At 53.9% G+C, this 22,384-nt stretch carries 5 protein-coding genes; all 5 read right to left on the reverse strand.

The genetic code is table 11. The annotated features are described in order from the left end of the window. Positions 1-75: 75 nt before the first annotated feature. The gene (locus tag HJG54_RS00020) at positions 76-4,866 is read right to left on the reverse strand and encodes a polyketide synthase (RefSeq protein WP_316432628.1); all 4,791 of its coding nucleotides are present in this window, start codon (positions 4,864-4,866) and stop codon (positions 76-78) included. 80 nt (positions 4,867-4,946) lie between these two features. Beyond that, entirely contained in the window at positions 4,947-8,210 is a 3,264-nt protein-coding gene (locus tag HJG54_RS00025) for an amino acid adenylation domain-containing protein (protein ID WP_316432629.1), read from the reverse strand. Further along, on the reverse strand, positions 8,207-16,414 hold the full coding sequence (locus HJG54_RS00030) for a non-ribosomal peptide synthetase (protein ID WP_316432631.1): 8,208 nt from the start codon (positions 16,412-16,414) through the stop codon (positions 8,207-8,209). The genes HJG54_RS00025 and HJG54_RS00030 overlap by 4 nt, the downstream gene beginning before the upstream one ends. Beyond that, positions 16,407-21,257: a non-ribosomal peptide synthetase gene (locus HJG54_RS00035; RefSeq protein WP_316432632.1), complete on the reverse strand. Its 4,851-nt coding sequence runs from the start codon at positions 21,255-21,257 to the stop codon at positions 16,407-16,409. Before HJG54_RS00035 ends, HJG54_RS00030 begins: the two co-directional genes overlap by 8 nt. Further along, positions 21,250-22,311, reverse strand: coding sequence for an LLM class flavin-dependent oxidoreductase (locus HJG54_RS00040; protein WP_316432633.1), 1,062 nt, complete (start codon positions 22,309-22,311; stop codon positions 21,250-21,252). The genes HJG54_RS00035 and HJG54_RS00040 overlap by 8 nt, the downstream gene beginning before the upstream one ends. Positions 22,312-22,384 lie beyond the last annotated feature (73 nt).

The raw sequence follows: 22,384 nt of genomic DNA on the forward strand, positions 1-22,384 counted from the left end.
TGGGGAGGTGGGGGAGGTAGGGGAGGTAGGGGGAGATGCGGTTCGTGAGCCTCGCCGAACGAGGGGAGGTGGGGGTTAGGAGGAGAGTTCTTGTTGGATGGCTTCGGGGGAGAGGGTTTGGATTTCGGTGAGGAGGTCGGTGAGGGTGGTGAGGTCGGGAGATTGCTCGTTCTGCTGTTGGGTGACTAGGGCGGCAATTTCGGCGACTGTGGGGGCTTCGAGGAGCAGACTGCTGATGGGTAGCTCGATTTGGAAGGTTTGCCGCAGTTGGGCGATGGCTTGGATGGCGAGGAGGGAATGGCCGCCTAATTCAAAGAAACTGTCATGAATGCCAATTGGGTCGATGCCTAAAAGCTGTTGCCATTGCTGGGTGATGATTTGTTCTATTTCGCTGCGAGGAGGGGCGTAGGTGCGGCTGAGTTGGGTCCGGGAGTGGGCGGTGGGGGCAGGGGCAGGGGCGAAGGCTTGCTGAATGCGGTGCTGGAGGTCAGTTTTACAGACGATGATCGATCCAGAGCAGCCGCTGCTTAGGGCGAGTTCGGTGGCGGTCCAAACCCGCTCGGCACTGAGGGCAACGGTGGCTAAGCCTGAGCCAAAGCCAGGGGGAGATGTAGATGGTTGGGTAGTATCGTTTATGTTGTTAGTGATATTCGAGTCTATGTCTAGATTTGTATCCAACTTTGTATCTGAGTTTATATCGGGGTCATAGGCATCCCAGTTGAGGCTGATCCAGTGGCGCAAGCGTTTGGACTGGGCGAAGGCGTCTATGGCTCGGTTGGCGGCGGCATAGGCTCCTAGCCCCAATCCTCCGACAATGCTAGAAAGGGAGGATTGCAGCAGGCAGAAGTCGAGCAGGCGAGCGGGCAAACGAGCGGATAAACGAGCGGACAAAACGGTATCTAGTGTGGTTAATCCGGCGATTTTGGTGCGGTGACAGTAGTGCCATTTTTGTTGCCAGGTGGCTGGGGTGAGATCGGCGAGTAGCCCCATCGATTGCTCGTTACTCATGGGCGTGGCGTAGAAGACACCGTTGAGGTCGCCGAATTTGGCTTCGCTGGCGGCGAGGATGGCTTGGATTTGGTTAATGTCCAGCAGGTTGGCGGTATGCAGGATACAGCTGGCTCCCAGCGCTTCTAGGGAGGCAACGAACTGGGTGACAGGTGTTGGAGCGGTTGCATCGGCTGGATTGGCTGGATTGGCTGGATTAACTGAGAGGCTTGGCTGGCTGCGAATGAGGGTCAGGTTGACCTTGAGGGCGGCGAGGGATTTGGCCCAAACTCGACCGACCCCCTGTTCCCAATCGCCTACGATCAGGTAGTGGCCTTGGGGCCGCCAGAGTGGTTTGCCGGGTTGGGGGGCAATCGCTTGAAACTGTTGCCGCCAGCGGTGATTGCCTCGGTAAGCAATGATGCGCTCGGTGAGTGTTGGCTCCGTGACTAGCTCCATGCCTAATGCTTCGATTAGGAAGCGAGTAGGTGAGTCCAAACAGCCCAAATCAATCTGGCGACAGGACCAGTGGGGGTACTCCTGCCCGATTACCAGCGCTAATCCCAACAGGGCTGCTGGCTGGACGGTGGCTCCCTCAGTTGTGCTCTCTACGAGTGCTTCTTCACCAGTGACATCCTGAGCGTTGGTCGTGAGCAGGGTGAGCTGGGTTGGAATTGTTGCGGCAGCGAAGATTTGGGTCAGAAAGATCAATGCTTCTAGCGGTGCATTATCGAGGCTCCAGCCATAGACAATCCGGTCGGGTAGCAGGTCGCGCTGCTGTAGATCGGTCTGGAGGGCGCGATAGTCGGCGGGCTGCTGCGGGTTGAGGGCAAAGGCGCGATAGCCAAGCTGGGTGAATACTGGTCGTTGTTCAGAACAATCGGTGTCCATTGCCACGGTGAACACATCCTGTCCGGCATCGGTGAGCTGTTGGGCGAGGGCAGCAGCAATCCCGCTGGAGTCTAGGCAAACTAGCCAACGGTGGGATTCAGCGGCGAGGCGGTCTGGGTCGATGGGCAGCGGTTGAGTGCGTTCCCAGGTGGGTTGATAGAGTAGGGTCTGGGTGGAAGTCGGGGTTACGCCATTCGACGGGGGAGACGCTGTTTTTTCTGACCAACGGTTAGCAGATGGGTTAGCAGACGACGGCAAATCCAACCAGTAGCGCTGTCGCTCAAACGGATAGGTCGGTAAGGGCAGTCGATGCCGGGTTTCGGCGGCGTAGAACTGCGACCAGTCGATCGGGGCACCTGCTAACCAGAGTTGGCTGAGACTGCGCAGCATCAGAGCCTGATCGGATCGATCCACTTGATCGGATCGATCTATTAGATCCATTAGATCCAAAGCCGATTTCGCTGAGTGGGAGCCAGGTTGCGCGGCTTGAGCTGAGCTGAGCGAGGGCAAGATGGTTGGGGACTGAGCAGCCTCGGTTTGAGCAGATGGCAATGGGTAATGCGCTTTCACCAACTGGCTCAAGGTTTGCCCTGGACCCACTTCGAGCCACACTCGTTCGGGCTGCTGCTGTAGGGTGATGATGCCAGCGGAGAAGCGCACGGTTTGCCGCAGATGGGCCAGCCAATAGTCGGGATCGGTGGCTTGGGCTGCTGTGAGCCAGGTGCCCGTCAAGTTTGAGATCAGGGGAATCTGGGGCGGGCGCAGTTGAATTTGGCGGAGGGCGGTTCCAAAGGGGTATAGCACCGACTGCATCAGGTCTGAGTGAAAGGCGTGGGAGACATGCAGCCGCCGATTAGGAATTTGCTGCTGATCGAGCTGCTGTTGCAGGGCCGCAATCGCCTCCTCCCGTCCCGATACTACACAGAGCTGGGGCGCATTCTCAGCGGCGAGGGACAGCTCACTAAACCAGGGTTGGAGCATCGCCTCGGTTTGGGCGGCAGATAAAGACACGGACAGCATCGCTCCGGCTGGACAAGCTTGCATCAATTGTCCCCGCAGGGCTACGAGCCGCAGGGCATCTTCCAGGTCAAACACTCCGGCCAGTGTAGCTGCTACATATTCACCCAAACTATGGCCGATCATCGCGGTAGGCTGGATGCCCCAGGAGCGCCAGAGTTGGGCTAGGGCGTATTCGACTACGAAGAGGGCGGGTTGGGCGTGGTGGGTGGGGGTGAGGGGGGTGAGGGGTGAGATAGGAGGTGAGGGGTAGAGGAGGGTGCGGAGGTCGAGGTTAAGGAAGGAGAGGAGGAGGGAGGAGCAGTGGTCGATGGTATGCCGGAAGACGGGTTCGTGGTCGTAGAGGTGGCGAGCCATGCTGGGGTATTGGCTGCCTTGGCCGGGGAAGAGGAAGGTGATGGCGGCGGCGGCGGCGGTTTGGCTGAGCAGGCGGGCCGGATCGCCAGAATCTAGGATTTGGATGGCGTCTTGGCGGGTTTGGCAGAGGAGGGTGCGGCGGTGGGGGAAGGCGCGACGGCAATGAAGGGTATAGGCGACATCGGCGAGATTCAGGTCGGGATGCTGGCGCAGGTGCTCTAGCAGGCGGGCGCTGGCCCGATCAAGGGCGGTGGGAGTTTTGGCGGAGAGGCTGAGAATCTGCCAGGGGCGGGAGGGACCAGAGGCAGTGGGGGCGGGAGCGGCTTCTAAAACTACATGGGCGTTGGTACCGCCGATGCCAAAGGAGCTAACTCCGGCTCGCAGGGGTAGGTTCGGATCGGGGCTGCGCCAGTCCGTGAGTTGGGTATTGACGTAAAAGGGTGTTTGAGCAAAGTTGATTTGGGGATTGGGCTGCTGAAAATAAAGGCTAGGCGGAATTTGCCGATGCTGAAGTGCCAGCACGGTTTTGATCAGGCTTGCGATGCCAGCCGCCGTATCGAGATGGCCGATGTTGGGCTTCAGGGATCCAATGGCGCAGGACCGGGGCGGGAGCTGAGCCGACTGGAAGGCTTCGCTGAGGGCGGCAATTTCGATCGGGTCGCCTAGGGGGGTGCCGGTACCGTGGGTTTCGACATAGCTGATGGTTTCTGGCCCAACACCCGCCACCTGCTGAGCCGCGCGAATCACCTGGGCTTGGGCACTGATGCTGGGAGCCGTGTAGCTGACCTTTTGGGCACCGTCATTGTTGATGGCCGAGCCTTTGATCACGGCATAGATGAAGTCCCGATCGGCCAGGGCATCGTCCAAGCGCTTCAGCACCACAATTCCCAAGCCGCTGCCTGCTACGGTTCCGGCAGCCTCAGCATCAAAGGCGCGACAATGCCCGTCCGGCGAATAGATGCCGCCCTCCTGGTAAAGATAGCCTACCGGCTGAGACAGGGCCACACCGCCCGCTAAGGCCATATCGCACTCACCGCCCAGCAAACTTTGACAAGCCATATGCACCGCCACCAGCGAGGTGGAGCAAGCCGTTTGCACATCCACACTCGGTCCGGTGAGGTTGAGTTTGTAAGAAACGCGAGTCGTGAGAAAATCTTTGTCGCTGGCTAGAAACAACTGATAGCGTCCCAGCGTTTGCTCCAGATCGGGATAATGCAACAGATTCAGCAAATAGCTGTTCATCGCTGCACCTGCATACACCCCAATCATGCCCCGATAGCGCTCAGCATCATAGCCCGCATCTTCTAGTGCTTCCCAGGCACATTCCAGAAACAATCGCTGCTGCGGATCTAGAATTTCTGCCTCTTTGGGACTAATGCCAAAAAAATCGGCGTCAAACCGATCGATGCCCTCTAGAACCGCACTGGCTCTGACATACTGTGGATGTTGCAACAGCGCCGAATCAACTCCCTGCGCCCGCAATTCTGCCTCGCTCAAGCGCTGGATCGATTCCACCCCCTGCCGCAAGTTCTGCCAAAACTCCGCTAGGGTACTGGCTCCAGGAAAGCGGCCAGCCATGCCGATAATTGCGATTTCGAGTCCGGTGGTGTTCATGGGAAGAGGGAGGGGCTGAGGTTTGTAGCTTGCTGCTGTGGAGCAATAGTTTGAATCGAGGGTGGGGGAGGTGGGTTGGTTTACGGCTGGTGGCTAACTTCTGGCTCCTGACTCCCTACCCTCTGCCTTCGTTGCTGTTGACGGGCTTTTCCAGCTTGGAGTTGTTGAGGGGATTGGGAGGGTGGCGAGGTGGGGGTGGGCTGACTGAGGTGGATGGCGAGACTGCTGATGGTAGGGTAACGAAAGAGGTCGAGTAGTGGCAAGTTGGGGTAGTGGGCGCGAAGCTGACTATGGGCTTGGACGAGCAGGAGGGAGTGGCCGCCTAGGTCAAAGAAGTTGTCGTGGATGCTGATTTGCTCTAATTTCAGGATTTGTTGCCAGATCTGGGCGATGGTTTGTTCGATGCTGGTTTGGGGTGGGGCATGGGGTGCGGTCGGGGTGGGGTGGGGATCTGGCAAGGCTTGGCGGTTGATTTTGCCGTTGGTGGTAAGGGGAAAGGACTCTAGCGGCACAAAACTGGAGGGCAGCATGTAGGAGGGCAGTTGGTTCGACAAAAAGTGTCGCAGGCTGGTTTCGAGAGGCGGGACAGGCGCGGTGGTTTCAGTCAGCGTTTCAGTCAGCGTCACATAGGCGATCAGGCGATCCTGATGCAACTGTACAATGGCCTGCTGCACGATTGGATGCCGCATCAGGGTAGCTTCGATTTCGCTGAGTTCAATTCTAAAGCCACGCAGTTTGATTTGGTAGTCACTGCGCCCCAGGTAGTCTAGGGTACCATCGGGGCGGTAACGGACGCGGTCGCCGGTTTTGTAGAGGCGAAAATCGAGCCGGGAGGCAGAAGCAAAGGGATTGGGAATAAACCGTTCGGCAGTCAGGTCGGGGCGCTCACGATAGCTTTGCGCTAAGCCGATGCCGCTGATATAAAGCTCTCCGATCACGCCAATCGGGACGGGTTGCAGTTGGGCATCCAAAACATGAAATTGGGTGTTGGCAATCGGGCGACCGATCGGAATGGAGCCAGTTGTGGCGTCGCTGGGTGTGATCTGCTGTACGGCAGACCAGATCGTGGTTTCGGTGGGTCCGTATAAATTCCACAACTGTTGCACGCGCTCTAGCAATTGGGCAGCTAGATCAGCATCGAGTGCTTCCCCGCCGCAGAGGGCTTTGAGATGAGCATGACCTGACCAACCGCCCAACAGCAGCAGTCGCCAAGTGGCAGGAGTCGCCTGCAAGATAGAAATACTGTGGCGATCGAGCTGGTTGATTAAAAGCTGCGGATCGAGGTTCTGGGGCGCGATCACTAGCTTGGCCCCAACCGTGAGCGGCAGGAGTAGCTCTAGCGCGGCGATGTCAAAAGACAGGGTGGTTACGGCCAGCAGGGTATCGTCGGATGTGAGACCCGGAGCGAGCTGCATCGATCGCAAAAAGTTGACTACGGCTTTGTGCAAAATTTGCACGGCTTTCGGTTGTCCAGTCGAGCCGGAAGTATAGAGCAGATAGGCAAGCTGATTAGGGTGAATCACCCTCGACGGGTTGGTGGTTGGGTAGGCGGCGGGCTGGAATTGGTCGAGATGGCAGATGGTTAAATCGGCAGTTGAATCGGCGGCTAGAGAAGGCAACGAGGAATCGGTCAGCAGCACCGTCGTTTGGGCAGTTTGCAGCATCCACTGAAGCCGCTCGGCTGGGAAAGCAGGATCGAGGGGAAGGTAGGCGGTTCCGGCCTTGAGCACAGCTAGTAGCGCGATCAGCATGGCGGGCGATCGGTTCAGGTACAGGCCAATCGGAGCACCTGACGTTACGTTCAGCGTCAGCAAATAATGCGCTAGCTGATTCACTATCTGATTCAGTATTTCGTAGGAAAACTGTTGATCCTCAAATACAAGGGCAATTGCATCGGGTGTCTGCTCGACCTGAGTTTCAAATAACTCATGAATCAAGTTTGGCTCTGTCAAAACCTGTTCAGTGGCATTCCATTGAGCTATCTGCTGCTGTTCTGCTTTCGTCAGGATATTCAGTTCACCGAGGTGTTGATTTGGGTTTACCGTTAACTGATCCAGCAGAATCTCCAGGTGATTCAGCATTCGCGTGATGCTCTCGGCTGAAAAGCGTTCCGAGTCGTAGAGAATTCTTAGCGTGATCGCCGCATCATTAACTACATAGAGGCTAAGAGGATAATTGGTTTGCTCGCTGGTTTGAATCGATTTCAGGCTGGCAATTGCTGATTTTAAATCAGGGTTGATTGGATAGTTTTCAAAAATCAGCAGACTTTCAAACAAAGGCAGCGAACGAGGTATATCGCTCCAGCGGTGAATATCAATCAGCGAACTATATTCGTATTGCCGCAGGTCTAACTGCTGAAGCTGAATTTGCCGTAACCAGGGCAGGATTGGCTGCTGGGGAGCAAGTTTGATCCGCATTGGTAACGTGTTGATGAATAGCCCAATCATCGCCTCAGCCTGGGGTAAATCCACTGGGCGACCGGCACAAGTCACCCCAAACACGACATCTGTTGCGCCACTGTAGCGGCTGAGCAGCAGGGCATAGGCAGCTTGCACTAGGGTGTTCAACGTTAGCTGCTGCTGTTGGGTGAAGGACCGCAAGCGAGCTGTGAGCTGAGGAGAGAGCTGGAGTTGCTGCTCCTGGTATATGGCAGGGTGTATGGCAGGGGCAATTTGCTCGGTGATGCGATTGGCAACGCGGTCAATCCCAAATGGAGTCGGAGTCAGGAAGCCTTGTAGCGTCTGTCGCCAGAATTGCTCTGCTTGCTGTTGATCCTGCTGCTGTAACCAGGCAATGTAGTGGCGGTACGGGTAGGCTGGCGGCAAGTCCAAGCCGCGATAGCAGGCCAGCACCTCTTGCAGCAGTAACGGCACCGACCAGCCATCTAGCAGCAGATGATGATAGCTCCAGATCACAGTGTAAACGGAAGGCTGCTTCTGAATCAGCGTTAGCCGCATCAGGGGTGCTCTGTTCAGTTGAAAGCCCTGGATGCGCTGTTGCTGCAATAAAGCACGCTGCTGGATCGGCTGCTCGGCGGCGGTGAGAGATTGCCAGTCGAGTTGTTGGAGCGGCAATTTGACGCTGTGCCCCACCACTTGCAGCGGTTGTTCGAGCTGTTCCCAAGCAAAGGCCGTGCGGAGGATGGGATGGCGATCCACCACCTGCTGCCACGCCTGCTCAAACCGATCGACTGCTAATGGCTCGTGGAGTTCAAAGCAGACCTGCACGACATAGGCCCCCGACTGGGGCGCAAGCAAACTGTGAAACAGCATTCCCTGTTGCATTGGTGACAGGGGGTAGATATCGGCGATTGGGGTTGGGGGCTGGGCGACTGGCGGCATCATGAATTACCTCCCGGTTCATCTGCAATATTGATGGGTTCAAACGCAACCTGCGCTAACACGGCTGCTAGCTGGGATGGATCAAGCTCGACAAGAGCCACATCAGAGGGATTGTCACCCGCCTGAGAGGTTTGATCAGACTCGCTCTGACTAGACTGAATCAAATCCAACAGGTAGGCTCGAAACCGTTGCGTGAGATGCAACATAGTAGAGTGATGGTATTGGTCGCGGCTGTAGCTCCAGTCCAAATAAAGCTGCCCAGCACTGATGGCACCATTAATTTCCAGACGATAGTGCTTCGGTTGCAGCAAGCTCTGAGTCGAGCCGAGTGGTTGCTGGATGCGCTCTAGCAGGGGTGCGGTTGCAGCAGGGATAGAGGCGTTAGATTTTTCTGTATCGAGTTGGGCTATGTCAAATTGGGCTATGTCAAATTGCCCCAAGTAATTAAAACTTACTTCAGCTTGTGGGTAATTAGGTAATTCATACTTCGTGCTCAGATAGCGTAAAGTTCCATAGGCAAAAGAATAATCTAGAGCAGTGCGAATTTGGGTTTTAATTGATTGTAAATTAGCTTCAATTTGGTTTCCCGTTACTGTCAACAAAATCGGTGAAATTGTCGTAAACCAACCGACCGTGCGAGACAAGTCAATATCCTCCCAAGGATGATCACGACCGTGGCTTTCCACGTCCACCAGGAATGACGATTGCCCGCTCCATTCACTCAGGGTTTGCGCCAATGCCCTCAGTAAAACCTCTTGAATTCGGGCACTGTAGGCTTTTGGAATTGCGGTTAAAAGCATTTGTGTTTGTTCAATCGAGAACATGATGCGGATCTGCTCACTGGTGGCAACCGTATTTTCGCCAGCAGGAAAATCAACGGGTAAATGAACCGGATTGGTAGAGAAGGCATTCCAGTAGGCAAATTGTGGCTGGATCGCATCCGAGTTGGCATAGGACTGCAATCGTTCTGCCCATTGTTGCACAGAGGTCGTCTTCGCGGGTAACTGGGGTGCTCTTCCTTGAGCGAGCTGTTGATAAATGGTTTGGAAATCCTCCAGCAGAATTCGCCAGGATACACCATCGATAACAAGATGATGCACGATGAATAGCAACCGATCGCCATCGGGCTGACCTAGCCTAAACCAAGCAACTTGCACTAATTGTGATCCCAGATCTAAGCTGGCCTGAAGCGGCTGCGCAGCCTGTTCAATGGATTGTGTAATTTTTTCTGCAATTGATGGTTTAATCTGTTGTTCATTGGAATGTTCACTGAGACCAACAAATGGCGTGGCTGACAGTTCCGTCCAGTCAATTTCGATCAGCGGCAGTTGGTCCGATGGTGAGGTAATCTGCTGCTGCCAGCCGGTTTCAGTTACGGTAAATTGCGCTCGCAGGGCATCGTGATGCTGGAGTAGGGCGGCAAGGGTTTGTTCTAGCCAAACTCGATTCAGAGGTGCTTTGACTTGAAGCAACACCGCCTGATTGTAATGATGCGGCTGGGGCAATGCCTGCGCAAAAAACCAGTGCTGGATGGGGGTCAGCGGCACGATACCCGTCACGAGTGCCTGCTCAGCTAACACAGGTGCTCGACTCGCTGATTGATCGATCACGGCAGCTAATTCAGCAATCGTCTGGTATTGAAACACCTGCTTGGGGGTAATTGTGAATCCGGCCTGATGGGCGCGGCTGACGATTTGAATTGCCAGAATTGAATCACCGCCCTGCTCAAAGAAATTGTCATCGATGCCGACTGGTCTACCCAGCACAGAGGTCCAGATTTGGCAGAGTGTGGTTTCGGTGGCGGTGCGGGGTGCAGTGGTGCGGGGGGTAGGGGCAGTAGGCAAGGGGAGTGCACGCCGGTCTACTTTGCCATTGGCGGTTAGGGGCAGAGTATCGAGCCAGACAAACGCGGCTGGGAGCATATAATCGGGAAGTTTGGCTTTGAGGAAGTCGCGTAAACTAGCCGAATCGATAGCAGCGTTAAGTTCAATAGGCACAACATAGGCGATCAGGCGCTTTGATCCTGCTTCGGCCACAGGCACAACAACTGCGGTCTGTATGGCTGGATGCTGCTGTAACAGAGCGGCGATTTCGCCCGGTTCTACCCGAAAGCCGCGAATTTTTACCTGCTGATCAAATCGCCCGAGATATTCGATGATGCCATCTAAACGATAGCGAACCCGATCGCCAGTTTTATAAAGTCGAGATGCAGGAGTGAACGGATTGGGGATAAATGTTTCAGCCGTTAGCGCGGGTCGATTGAGATAGCCCCGTGCCAATCCCAAACCGGCAGTGTAGAGTTCTCCGGGAATGCCAACGGGAACAGGTTGAAGATAGCGATCGAGAATATAAACTTCTGTGCCGGAAATGGGAGTACCGATGGGGACGGGGTTGAGATCCCCCCTAGCCCCCCTTAATAAGGGGGGAACTGAATTGGGTGCTGGCATCATCAGCGTCACGGGAATACCCTCCTGCACACACTCCCACCTTATTAAGGGGGGAACTGAATTGGGTGCTGGCATCTCCCTGTCTGAGGGGGATTTAGCTAAATCATCTGCTTCGGCTCGAACGGTATGGCAACAGGTGAAGGTGGTGTTTTCTGTGGGGCCGTAACCGTTGATGAAGCGAATATGGGGATAGGTTTGGGTGAGCTGCTGCACATGCTGACACGACAGGGAATCGCCGCCTGCCAAGAGTTGCCGCAAGGGTTGGAGGCTAGCCATCTGCTCTTCGACCATGAGATGAAACAGTCCGGCGGTGAGCCACAGGGTAGAAATTTGATACTGAGCAATAGTCTGGGCGAGTTGTTCTAGATCGGGCTGCTGGGTGGGCAACAGAACGAGACGACCGCCGTTTAGCAGAGCGCCCCATATCTCGAATGTGGAAGCGTCGAAGGCAATCGGGGCAGCCTGAAGCAGAGTTTCGTTGGTCAATTCCACATAATTTTGCTGCCGCACTAACCGCACAACACCGCGATGGGGCACACAAACTCCCTTGGGTGTTCCAGTAGAACCGGAGGTATACATGATGTAAGCTAAATGTTCACTAGTTACGAGTTTTACTGGATTGCGCGTACTGGAGTTAGCGATCAGGGATCGGTCCGCATCCAGGTAGATGGGCCGCATCGGGAATTCTAGGGGCGGCTTGGGTAAATCGGAACGAGTCAGCACCCAGTTGACCTGCGCATCGGTTAGGATGAATGCCAGTCGTTCGGTTGGATAGCTTAGATCCAGCGGCAGATAGGCACATCCGACTTTGAGAACGGCTAGAATGCTGATGATCAGGTCGGTAGAGCGTTCCAAATAGATGCCGATCGGTTCTCCCGGAGAAATACCGTGCGCTTGCAGGTAATGAGCAAGTTGATTTGCGGCTTGATTCAGTGCTGTATAGCTAAGTTGTTCTGTTTGATGCACTAAGGCAATTGCGTCAGGAGTTAGCTCAACTTGCTGCTCGAATAACTGATGGATGCTAGAAGACTGAATAGATTGACTATTTTTTACTTGGCTAATGTTATATAAACTAAATATCTGCTTCTGTTCAGCAGACGTTAAAATCGTCAAATCAGAGAGCCGCTGTTCTGGATTGACAACAATGTCTTCCAGTAGCTTTTGGAAGTGTCCTGCCATGCGTTCAATTGTTTCGGCGGCAAATAGGTCTAAGCTATACTCTAACGTTCCATCCAGCACTCCTGCTGTTTCCTGCATCGAGAGGGTGAGGTCAAACTTAGCAGTACCGCTATCACTCGGCATCGGCGTCCAGGTAAGGCCATCAATTTCGATCTCAGGCAGGGGAGCATTTTGCAGCACAAACATGACCTGAAACAGCGGGGTATGGCTGAGCAAACGCTGGAGTTGCAGGGCATCCACCAATTGTTCAAACGGTAGATCCTGATGGGCGTAGGCGGCTAGGGCGGTGGCTCGAATTTGATGCAGCACGGTTTCCAGGCTGGGATTGCCCGCCAAATTACTGCGCAGGGCTAGTGTGTTGACAAAGAAGCCGATTAATCCCTCTAGCTCGGCGCGGTTGCGGTTGGCAATTACCGTTCCCACTACGATATCGTCGCTGTCGGTGTAGCGATGCAGCAGAATCTTGAAGCCAGTGAGTAGCGTCATGAATAGGGTACAGCCCATCTGACGGCTGAATTGATGCAGCGCTTGGGTGAGGGAAGGCGAGAGTTGGAAGCGGTGGGTTGCTCCGCGTAGGCTGCGAACCGCTGGCCGGGGATAGTCGGTGGGCAATTCCAGCACGGGCGCATCTTGAAGCTGGGTTTTCCAGTAGGCTAACGACTCTGCGAAATCTTGGCGGCGTTGCCATGCGGCAAAATCGGCGTATTGAATCGGCAGGGGCGGCAGCGGAGCAGCTTCTCCTCGCTGGAGAGCGGGATAGAGGACAGCCAGCTCCTGGACCAGAATTCCAAGCGACCAACCATCGGCTACGATGTGGTGCAGCGTCAGCAGGAGGATATGGTTTGAGGCGTTCAGGCGCAGAAGTTTGAGGCGCAATAGCGGCGGCTGATCGAGAGCAAAGGGCTGTTTGGCTGCTCTATCAGTCAACTGTTGCACTTGTCGAGTTTGGACCTGCTCTGGCAATTCACTCAGATCAAGGCAGGGCATCTCCAGCGACAGGGGCACTATCTGCTGCACGGGTTGCCCTCCCACAGTCCAGAAACCGGCGCGTAGCCCTTGATGGCGGCTGAGAATCTGCTCGAAACTCTGCTGCAAAATGACAGGATTCAATTCACCCATGATCCGCACAGCGGATGAAATGTTGTAGAGCGGACTGTCAGGCTCTAGCTGGGCTAAAAACCACTGGCGCTGTTGGGCGTAGGAGAGGGGGAGGGAGGTGCCATGAACAAGCGGCACAATCCGTGCGGTATCCGCTGGTGTTTTGGCTGCTCTGAACTGCTCAATTGTCTGGGCCAAGGCGGTAATTGTCGGCTGTTCAAACAAATATCGCAACGGAATTTCTACCTGAAGGATTTGCCGGATTCGAGACATCACCTGAGTTGCACGCAGTGAATGTCCGCCGAGTTCAAAAAAGGAATCATACAGCCCTATTGGCGATCGTTCCAACACCGTTTCCCAAATTCCAAGCAGCAGTTCCTCGGTTGGGGTGGTGGGGCGGCTGGGGCGGTCTGGCTGGATCGCTTCGGTCGGTAGGGGAGAGGCGGCTAAGCGCATCCGATCCACTTTACCGCTGGGGGTGAGAGGCAGGGTCTCTAGCGGCACAAACGCAGCAGGAATGATCTGAAGCGGTAGATAGTGCGATAGAAATTGCCGTAAATCGCTCGGTGTAGGCAAAGTGTTAGTAGACGATACGGCAGTGGGTAAATAGTAGGCAACCAACTGCGGTTCAGAGAATGATTGATCGGGTGATTGGTCAGGGAATTGGTCGGGGAACTGATTGATTGATTGCAGCGTCACAATGGCCGTTTGCACAGCCGGATGGTGTTCCAGCCACGCTTCGATTTCGCCCGGTTCAACCCGGATGCCGCGCAGTTTGATCTGATGATCCAATCGGCCCAGAAACTCCAGGTTGCCATCAGGTAAATAGCGCACTCGATCGCCGGTTCTGTAAAGATAGGGAGACTGTAGTGCATCGAAAGTCGATGAATCGGTGAATGGATTGAGTAAAAACTTCTCTACTGTTAGCTGAGGTTGATTCAGATAGCCTTGAGCCACACCGGCTCCACCAATGTAAAGTTCGCCTGCGACGCCAATTGGTACGGGATTGAGAAACGTATCGAGTACATAGACCTGCCCGTTGGGAATGGGCCATCCAACCGCAACTAGATTGGGTTCAGATTGCAGCGGCACCTCCCACCAAGTGGCGACGATCGTGGTTTCGGTTGGGCCATAGGTATTGAGTAGCCGAATGCCGATTTGCTGCCATGCCAGAATGCGATCGAGGGCAGCGGCTTCTCCGCCAATAATCATCAACCGTAGGCTAGAAGGCAGCGATGACAATGTTAATGCTTGTGTGAACGTTGGGATACACAGATGCCAGTAGGCGGTCGGTAGATCCAAAATGGTAAGCTGCTGATTGCAGCAGGATTGCAGCAGGTTCTCCGGTTGCAGCATCTCCTCTGTTCGCAGCACCAGCGTTGCGCCAGCCAGCAGCGTCGGAAAGATTTCTTCAGCGGCGGTATCGAAGCTAATCGAGGCGAATTGCAGCACGCGATCGCGGGGCGTTAGCTCAAACTTCTGGCAGGCGGCCAGCGTGTAGTTTAGCAAGGCTCGATGGGGAATCATCACTCCTTTGGGCCGTCCTGTGGACCCGGACGTGTAGATCACATAGGCCAACTGATCGAGCCTGACCGGAACAGCCGGATCGTCGAAACTGTCAGCCTGAAATCGTGGCCCTAGCCTGTCCCACAGAAACACCTGCCGTTGCTGCAATTCGGGAATTCGCTGCACCATTTCCGACCGAGTTAAAACAAGCTGCACCTGCGCATCCTCAAGCATCCAGGCGAGACGCTCCGGGGGATAGGTGGGATCGAGCGGTAGATAGGCGGCTCCGGCTTTCAGAATCGCTAGCAGGCTAATAATCTGCTCCGGGCTGCGATCGAGACAAACGCCAATTGGAGCGCTGCTCTCAGCCTCAATTCGCTGGTGCAGCCAATAGGCTAACTGATTGGCTCTGGTGTTGAGTTCACCATAGGTTAACTGCTGCTCTTGGTGGACTAAGGCAATCGCGTCGGGTATGCGTTCGGCTTGAGTGGCAATCAACTGGTGAACAGCAGTGATTTGGTCTGGTTTGAGCAGGTCATACTGCCCATAAGTTTGATTCCACTGCCAAAGCTGCTGCTGTTCTGCTTGCGTCAACATTGATATCCTCGACAGTGGCTGCTCAGGGGAGCAAATAAACGCGGCCAGAAGGGTGTGTAGATGTCCCAGAAGCCGCTGCATAGATTGCTCAGAAACACACTGACTGTCATAGCTAACTTGTAGTGTTAATGCCGTGCCGGGTAACACTGTTAACGTCAGGGGATAATTAGTTTGGGGGGCTGAACTGACGACTGGCAGGGGATTAATTTGCAAAAGCGACGTATGCTGCTGTTGATAGGTTTGTAATGCTGCGGTGATAGAAGTAGGATAGTTTTCAAATATAAGCAGGCTATCAAATAGCGGCGTACCCTGGGGCACATCACTCCAGGCTTGAATATCAACCAGCGGACTGTAGGAATAGGCAATCTGTTCCGCCTGCTGGGATTGGAGTTGCTGTAGCCATTGCACCAGCGGTGTTTCTGGATCAAGCTGGACGCGAACCGGCACCGTGTTGATGAACAGCCCAATCATCCGTTCAATTCCGTCTAGATCGGGTGGACGCCCCGAAACCGTCATGCCAAACAGCACATCCGTAGCCTGACTATAGCAGCTCAATAGAATCGCCCAAGCGCCTTGAATTACCGTGTTGAGCGTCAGGTGATGTTGCTGCACAAAGGTTTGTAAATCACTCGTTGTAGCTGGCGTGAAAATTAGCTGTTGTTCGGTGTATATCGCAGAAGTATGAACCAGAGTAGATTGACTGATCGCATCTAGGAGGAATGTAGGCGTGGTAAATCCTTGCAGCAAGCGACGCCAAAACTGCTCGACCTGAGCCATATCCTGCTGCTGTAACCAAAGAATGTAATCCCGATAGGGGCGAGGCTGGGGCAGCACTATCGATCGCCCCTGACAGGCAGCTTCGTAGCAAGCGAACACCTCTTGCAGCAGAATCGCGTTACACCAACCGTCGAGCAGCAGATGGTGATGCGTCCAGACAAAGTTGTAGGTATCGTCAGCGATTTGCAGCAAGGCACAGCGCATCAGGGGCGCTTGATTCAAGACAAATCCCTGCTGGCGGTCAGATTCCAACCAAGTGGCTAGCTGGTTTTGTTGCTCGACTGCCGATAGCCCGCGCCAATCCTGCTCCAGCCAGGGTAGTTCAGCAGACTGATAGACGACCTGTAGCGGCTTGTCCAATTCCTCCCAAACAAACGCGGTTCGCAAAATCGCATGGCGATCGCACACCTGCTGCCAAGCCTGCTTAAAAGCGGCCAGGTTGATTCCCTGAATTTGACAACAGCGCTGCTCGATATACAGTCCTGATTCCGGCGCATAAAGCGAGTGGAACAGCATTCCCTGCTGCATCGGGGATAGCTCGTACAGATCCACAAGATGATTCGCAGCAGGATTCATAGCATTAGCAGGATTTAAACTAGTCATGACTCGACCTCCCTGGCTGAAGTTTGCGCATCAGTTGGTCGAGCTGCTTTTGGTTAAGTTTAGCGGCGGGAAAATCGGAGGGGGTGTAGGGGGCTGGCTGGGGTTGCTGTAGGGCGGTCAGGGCTTGTAGGTAGGCTTGAGCCACAGGTTCGATCGTGGAGCGATAGGGACGACTGTAGACCCAGCGCGTGTGGAGCTGATCCTGAGCAATCCAGGCGTTGATTTCCAGCCAATAGGGGCGTGGGTTCAGCGGGCTGTTGAGTGGTCCCACGGGTTCTCTCGCCCAACCGAGGAGGAGGGATGATGGCTGTATCGGCAGATCGATCGATCCGAGGTAGTTGAACTTGATTTGGGCCGAAGGCAATTGGGCTAAGCGCGTTCGGATCTCGGCCTCTGAACTGAGATAGCGCAATAGGCCATAGCTCAAACCATGCTGGGGAACTTGCCGCAGTGTTTCTTTTACCTGTTTGAGTGTGTCAACCAACGGCTGCGCGCTGATCTGGAAGGCAATCGGTGCAATCGTGGTAAACCAGCCTACCGTGCGCGACACATCCAGATCGATATGCTCGTTGCGACCGTGATGTTCCAGGTCAACTAGCAGGGTGCCACGACCGAGCCACGGCCGCATAGCCTGAATCAAGGCCGCCAGTAAAAGTTCCTCGGTGCGTGCACGGTAGAATTTTGCTACTGCTTCGAGGAGTTGGCGTGTCGGTTCCATCTCCAGCGCTAGCTGAATCTCTTCTGTATTGCCGTAGATGTTTGAGTTTGTATCCTCTAGTGGCAACATCAGTGTTGGCGATTGGGATAACCAGTAGTTCAATTCAGCGTGAATCGCTGCGGAGTTTGCCTGCGTTTGTAAGGCTGCGGCCCAATCTCGGAAGGCTGCGGTTTTGGACGGTAATTGAACCGGTTGACCCTGCTCGATCTGAGCATAGACGCTGGTTAAATCCTCCAACAGAATCCGCCAAGAAATACCATCAATAATCCAATGGTGCAAAATCAGCAGCAGTCGGTCGGGTTGGTTGCTCCCCATGCGAAACAAAACGCTACGCCAAAGTGTATGGGATAGATCCAAGCTAGCTTGCAATGCAGCCGTCATCTGCGTCACAGTTACCGTTTGTTGTGCCAGCGGCAGGTCGGACAGATCCACGACAGTGAAGCATATGGGTGTTTCCAGTGCCACATGGAGTGAGCGTAGATTAGAATATAAAGCAGAATGCGGACTGGAATGATTGGATGAGTCCAGCCGTAACCGCAGCGCATCGTGATGTTGCCAGAGATGGGTCAGGCTTTGGTGTAAGTAGGCGGCTGACACCGTTGGAACGACCTCTAGTAGCACCGCTTGATTGACGTGATCGGGATGGGGTAGTTGCTGCGCTACCAACCAGTGCTGAATCGGAGTCAGCAGTGCTGGACCTGTTACAGATGCCTGCTCTGGGGTCGATTCTGTTTTGGTTGGGGTCAGGTTGACCTGAGCCGCGAGTTCAGCAATGGTCTGATATTGAAAGAGCTGACGCGGGGTGAGCTGAATCCCGACCTGTTTGGCTCTAGCAATCACCTGCAGGCTAAGAATCGAATCACCGCCCAGCTCAAAGAAATTATCGTTAATTGTGACGGGAACACCGAGTAATTCGCTCCAGATCTGCATCAGATGCACTTCAAGCTCCGATAATTCCGATAATATAGATGACTCAGTAGATGCAACTGTGAATATATCTGGATCTGGTAAGGCCGAGCGGTCGAGTTTGCCGTGGGGCGTCAGCGGTAGCGCGGATAGAGCGACAAACAGCGACGGCAGCATGTAGTCCGGCAGTTGGGACTGGAGGAACTGGCGCAGCTCTTGCCGCAAAGATGCTGTCAGCAGCTCTGAGGGGGATGCTAGAGACTGCTCGCTAGTCAACATGACATAAGCGACGAGACGATCGGTGTTTACGGTCACGGTTGCAGTCTGGATCAAGGGATGCTGTTCAAGGAGCGCCGCAATTTCTTCTAGCTCAATCCGAAAGCCGCGCAGCTTTACCTGCTGATCGATGCGGCCCAGATATTCAATCGTGCCATCTGCTAGATATCGCGCCCGATCGCCGGTTTTATAGAGACGAGTATCAGAGGCGTTACTAGAAAGAAACGGATTTGGAATAAAGCGTGCGGCGGTCAGGTCAGGTCGATGGAAATAGCCGCGTCCTACTCCGATGCCGCCAATGTATAGCTCACCAGGAACACCAATCGGTACAGGCTGAAAATAACTGTCGAGAATGTAGAGTTCCGTATTGTAGATAGGGCGTCCAATCGGAATAGATGCAGTGCGAGAGCTATCCAGATCGGCAGGAATTGTATAGACACAGCAGCCGACCACCGTTTCCGTCGGACCATATTCGTTGATGAATTGACTATGGGGAGCAAGGCTACGCCAGTCCGTGAGATGTGCTGCGGTTAGTGCCTCGCCGCCAATCACAACGGTGGCCTGACAGTTGGTTTGCAGATCCGAAGGATTCGATCGCAGATCAGAACTAGCTTGCCACTGGCTGAGGAGCTTGAGATGAGCAGGCGTGAGCTTCAGAATACTAAAGTGGTAAAGCGCTAATGCTTGGTTTAGGGACTCCAATTCGGTTTGCTCTGGCAGCAGCACAATGGATTGCCCGATCAGCAGCGGCGGGTACAGGCTGGTAATGGTGGCATCAAAGCTAATGGAGGACTGCACAGGTGCACCAAATTGATTCGAGAGCGAATTGCCGCTGAAATAGGTTTGTAGACACCAATCTAGATAGTTGCTGAGTCCGGCATGGGTGAGCATCGTGCCCTTGGGTTTGCCTGTCGAACCAGAGGTGTAGATCAGGTAGGCCAGGTTCAAACCGCTGAGGGTCCGCTTGGGGGGATAGGCTGGATAGCTGGCAATAGGCTGCCAATGGTAATCGAGGTATGGACCAAGAGTGCAAGAGCGACAGGCTATATTCGAGAGTATGGTTAAATTAATGTCAGTTTGTGTCAACAGTAAATCAATCTGAGCATCCTCAATCATCCAGCTCAACCGTTCTATGGGATAGCTGGAATCGAGCGGCACGTAGGCAGCTCCTGCCTTGAGAGCACCCAGCAGTGCAATCATCATTTCCGGCGATCGGCTCATGCAGATGCCCACGCGGGATTCCGTGCTAATGCCTTGAGCCTGCAAATAATGGGCCAACTGATTGGCGCGGCTATCCAGCTCCTGATAAGTCAACTGCTGATCCTGGTATACCACGGCAATTCGGTCTGGCGTTTGGGCAACCTGAAGCTCAAATTGATCGGGCAGAAACGGATTCAATCCTATATCTCGGTGCGTCTGGTTCCAGTCAATCAGCAACTGTTGGCGCTCGGAAGCTGTCAAAATCGGCAGTTCAGAAATGTTTTGGTGTGGATTAACCACAATAGCTTCTAGTAGAACTTGAAAATGTCCCAACATTCGCACCACCGTATCCGGCTCATACAAATCTGTGCGATACTCAATTACCGCCAATAATTCTTCTGAACGTTCTATCAGATGCCAAGTTATATCAAATTTGGTGTAGCCTGTATCCAGCCAATCCTGGGTGAGGCTGAGGTCTGGCAGATCCAGATCGGGGGTGAGGGCGTTTTGCAGCTCATAGCTCTGATTCTGAACCTGAAACATCACCTGGAATAACGGATTCTGACTGAGATGGCGTTGTGGATGCAGTGCTTCCACGAGTTTGGCGAACGGCAAATCCTGATGCTGATAGGCGCTAGCGGTTACTTGCCGCACCCGTTCCAGCAAGACGCGAAAACTGGGATTGCCCGATAGGTGAGTTCGCAGCACAATCGTATTCACAAAAAAGCCGATCAGCGGCTCCACTTCTGCTGGATGGCGATTGGCAACTGGTACACCCACGGCAATATCAATCTGCTGACTGTAGCGGTGCAGGAGGATCTTGAAGGCCGTCAGCAGGGTCATAAACAGGGTGGTTCCTGCCTCATGGCTGATTGTCTTTAAGCCTGCCAGAAGCTGAGGAGAAAGCGACAGGGACTTGGTGGCACTGCGAAACTGGGAAATTGGCGGACGGGGATGGTCGGTGGGCAGTTCCAGGGGTTGAAGACCAGCCAACTGCTGCTGCCAATAATTTAATGAGGTGGTAAAGTCTTGCTGCCGTTGCCAAACGGCAAAGTCGCTGTATTGAATTGGCAGAGCCGCAAGTTGGGGCAATTGCCCAGTCAGGTTAGCTTTGTAGAGTGCAGTTAGCTCCCGCAGCAGTACACCCCGTGACCAGCCGTCGGCGATCAGATGGTGCAGTACCAGAATCAAAACGGTTTGGTGATCGGAAATTTGCAGTAACCGGATACGCAATAGTGGCGCTTGAGTCAAGTCAAAAAGTTCACTGGCGGTTTGCTGACATAGATGCTGAATAATATGAGTTTGCTGAAAATTTGGTAATGCTCGCAGGTCAATAATTGGAATAGAGAGCGTTAGATTTGATTGAACTTTCTGAATCGGCAAATCGACCCCACCAAATGCCGTTCTCAAGCTCTCGTGGCGTTCTACGATCTGATTAAAGGATTGCTGGAGAGCAGGAATACTGAGCACTCCATCCAACCGCCAGAGTAGGGCAATGTTGTAAGCCGGATTAGCGGGTTCAAGCTGATGTAAAATCCACAGTCGCTCCTGGGCAAAAGAGAGGGGACAATCGCCTGAATGGTACTGTTTGGCGATCAAAGGTGCTAGGCTTTCGCGTTTAGAGATCTTTTCTGCCCACAGCTCTGCCCACAGCTCTGCCCACAGCCGCTCGAACAAGGCCCGCTTTTCTGGAGGAAGGGCGGCGATGCGTTGCTGTAATGCGGTGATATCTTCGCTATACATGACTCACCATTCGCTCCTGACAGCGTTGCATCAACTGTTTCAGGTAAGGCAATCCTGCCATGACAGAGTCTGAGTTTTGGACAAAATCAATCAAACAGGCAATCTCATCAACACCCGCTTCTCTAGCTTGTTCGACAAACTCCTGACAGCTTTCTGGGGTACCAATCAGCGATCGACCATTCATAAATCCCTCTACACCAAATTCCAGCAGACTATCAATATCGTCTTCAGAGAAGTTTTTCAAGCTAACATTTAATCCCATTCCTTTAGCTAAATTTTCTAGTAGATCATAGTGGTTCTTCAAGTATTCACAAAATGGCTGCTTGATTTGCGCTTTGACTGTAGCCAGATCTGCACCCAGAAATGTATGGGTCATCATTGCTACTGTTCCAGTTTTTGGATCATGGCCCTGTCGTTGTCGTGCCTCGCGGTATAGCCGAATTTTAGGCGCAAGGCTGTCCAAAGTACTACCCAGCAGCGACGCTAGCACATTCGCGCCTAGTTTGCCTGCTTCTATAAAGGTTTCATTCGATTGACAGGTAATCCAGATGGGTAGCTCTGGCTGAATCGGTTTGGGGAGGGTTTGAATCGTAAAGGTCTTACCGGCACTGTCTTGTCGTTCAATCGACTCACCGCGCCAGAGCCGCTGAATTGTATCAATGTCCCGCCACATGACGGCTTTGCGATTAGTATGCCGTTCCCGCGATAGGACAAAATCGGCGACGGTCCACCCAGAAGCGAAGGCAATTTCCGCCCGTCCGTGCGAGAGATTGTCAACCATCGCCCATTCCTCGGCAATCCGGATCGGGTCATGCAGTGGCACCACCACACTTCCGGCCCGCAGCCGTACCCGTTGCGTAATCATGGCAAGCGCAGCGCTGGTAATGGCTGGATTGGGATAAAGTCCTCCAAAGGTGTGAAAGTGGCGTTCCGGAGTCCAAAGGGCAGTGAATCCGTGGCGATCGGCAAACTGGGCACTTTCCATTAGTAACCGATACTTATCGGTTTGTGTACTGGAACCATCTCCGTCAAAATAGAATAAACTGAATTTCATGGGTTTCTCCTATCTACTTTAGCTATTGCCGACCGTGTGTTGATAAGAATGAGCGATACTATTAGTTCCTTTT

It is taken from the genome of Leptolyngbya sp. NK1-12, from assembly GCF_032598965.1.
Classification (GTDB): domain Bacteria; phylum Cyanobacteriota; class Cyanobacteriia; order Elainellales; family Elainellaceae; genus Elainella.

Excerpts from the sequence above, each read along its gene's own strand:
- HJG54_RS00020 (WP_316432628.1), bottom strand. The coding sequence starts at position 4,866 with ATGAACACCACCGGACTCGAAATCGCAATTATCGGCATGGCTGGCCGC.
- HJG54_RS00025 (WP_316432629.1), bottom strand. The coding sequence starts at position 8,210 with ATGATGCCGCCAGTCGCCCAGCCCCCAACCCCAATCGCCGATATCTAC.
- HJG54_RS00030 (WP_316432631.1), bottom strand. The coding sequence starts at position 16,414 with ATGACTAGTTTAAATCCTGCTAATGCTATGAATCCTGCTGCGAATCAT.
- HJG54_RS00035 (WP_316432632.1), bottom strand. The coding sequence starts at position 21,257 with ATGTATAGCGAAGATATCACCGCATTACAGCAACGCATCGCCGCCCTT.
- HJG54_RS00040 (WP_316432633.1), bottom strand. The coding sequence starts at position 22,311 with ATGAAATTCAGTTTATTCTATTTTGACGGAGATGGTTCCAGTACACAA.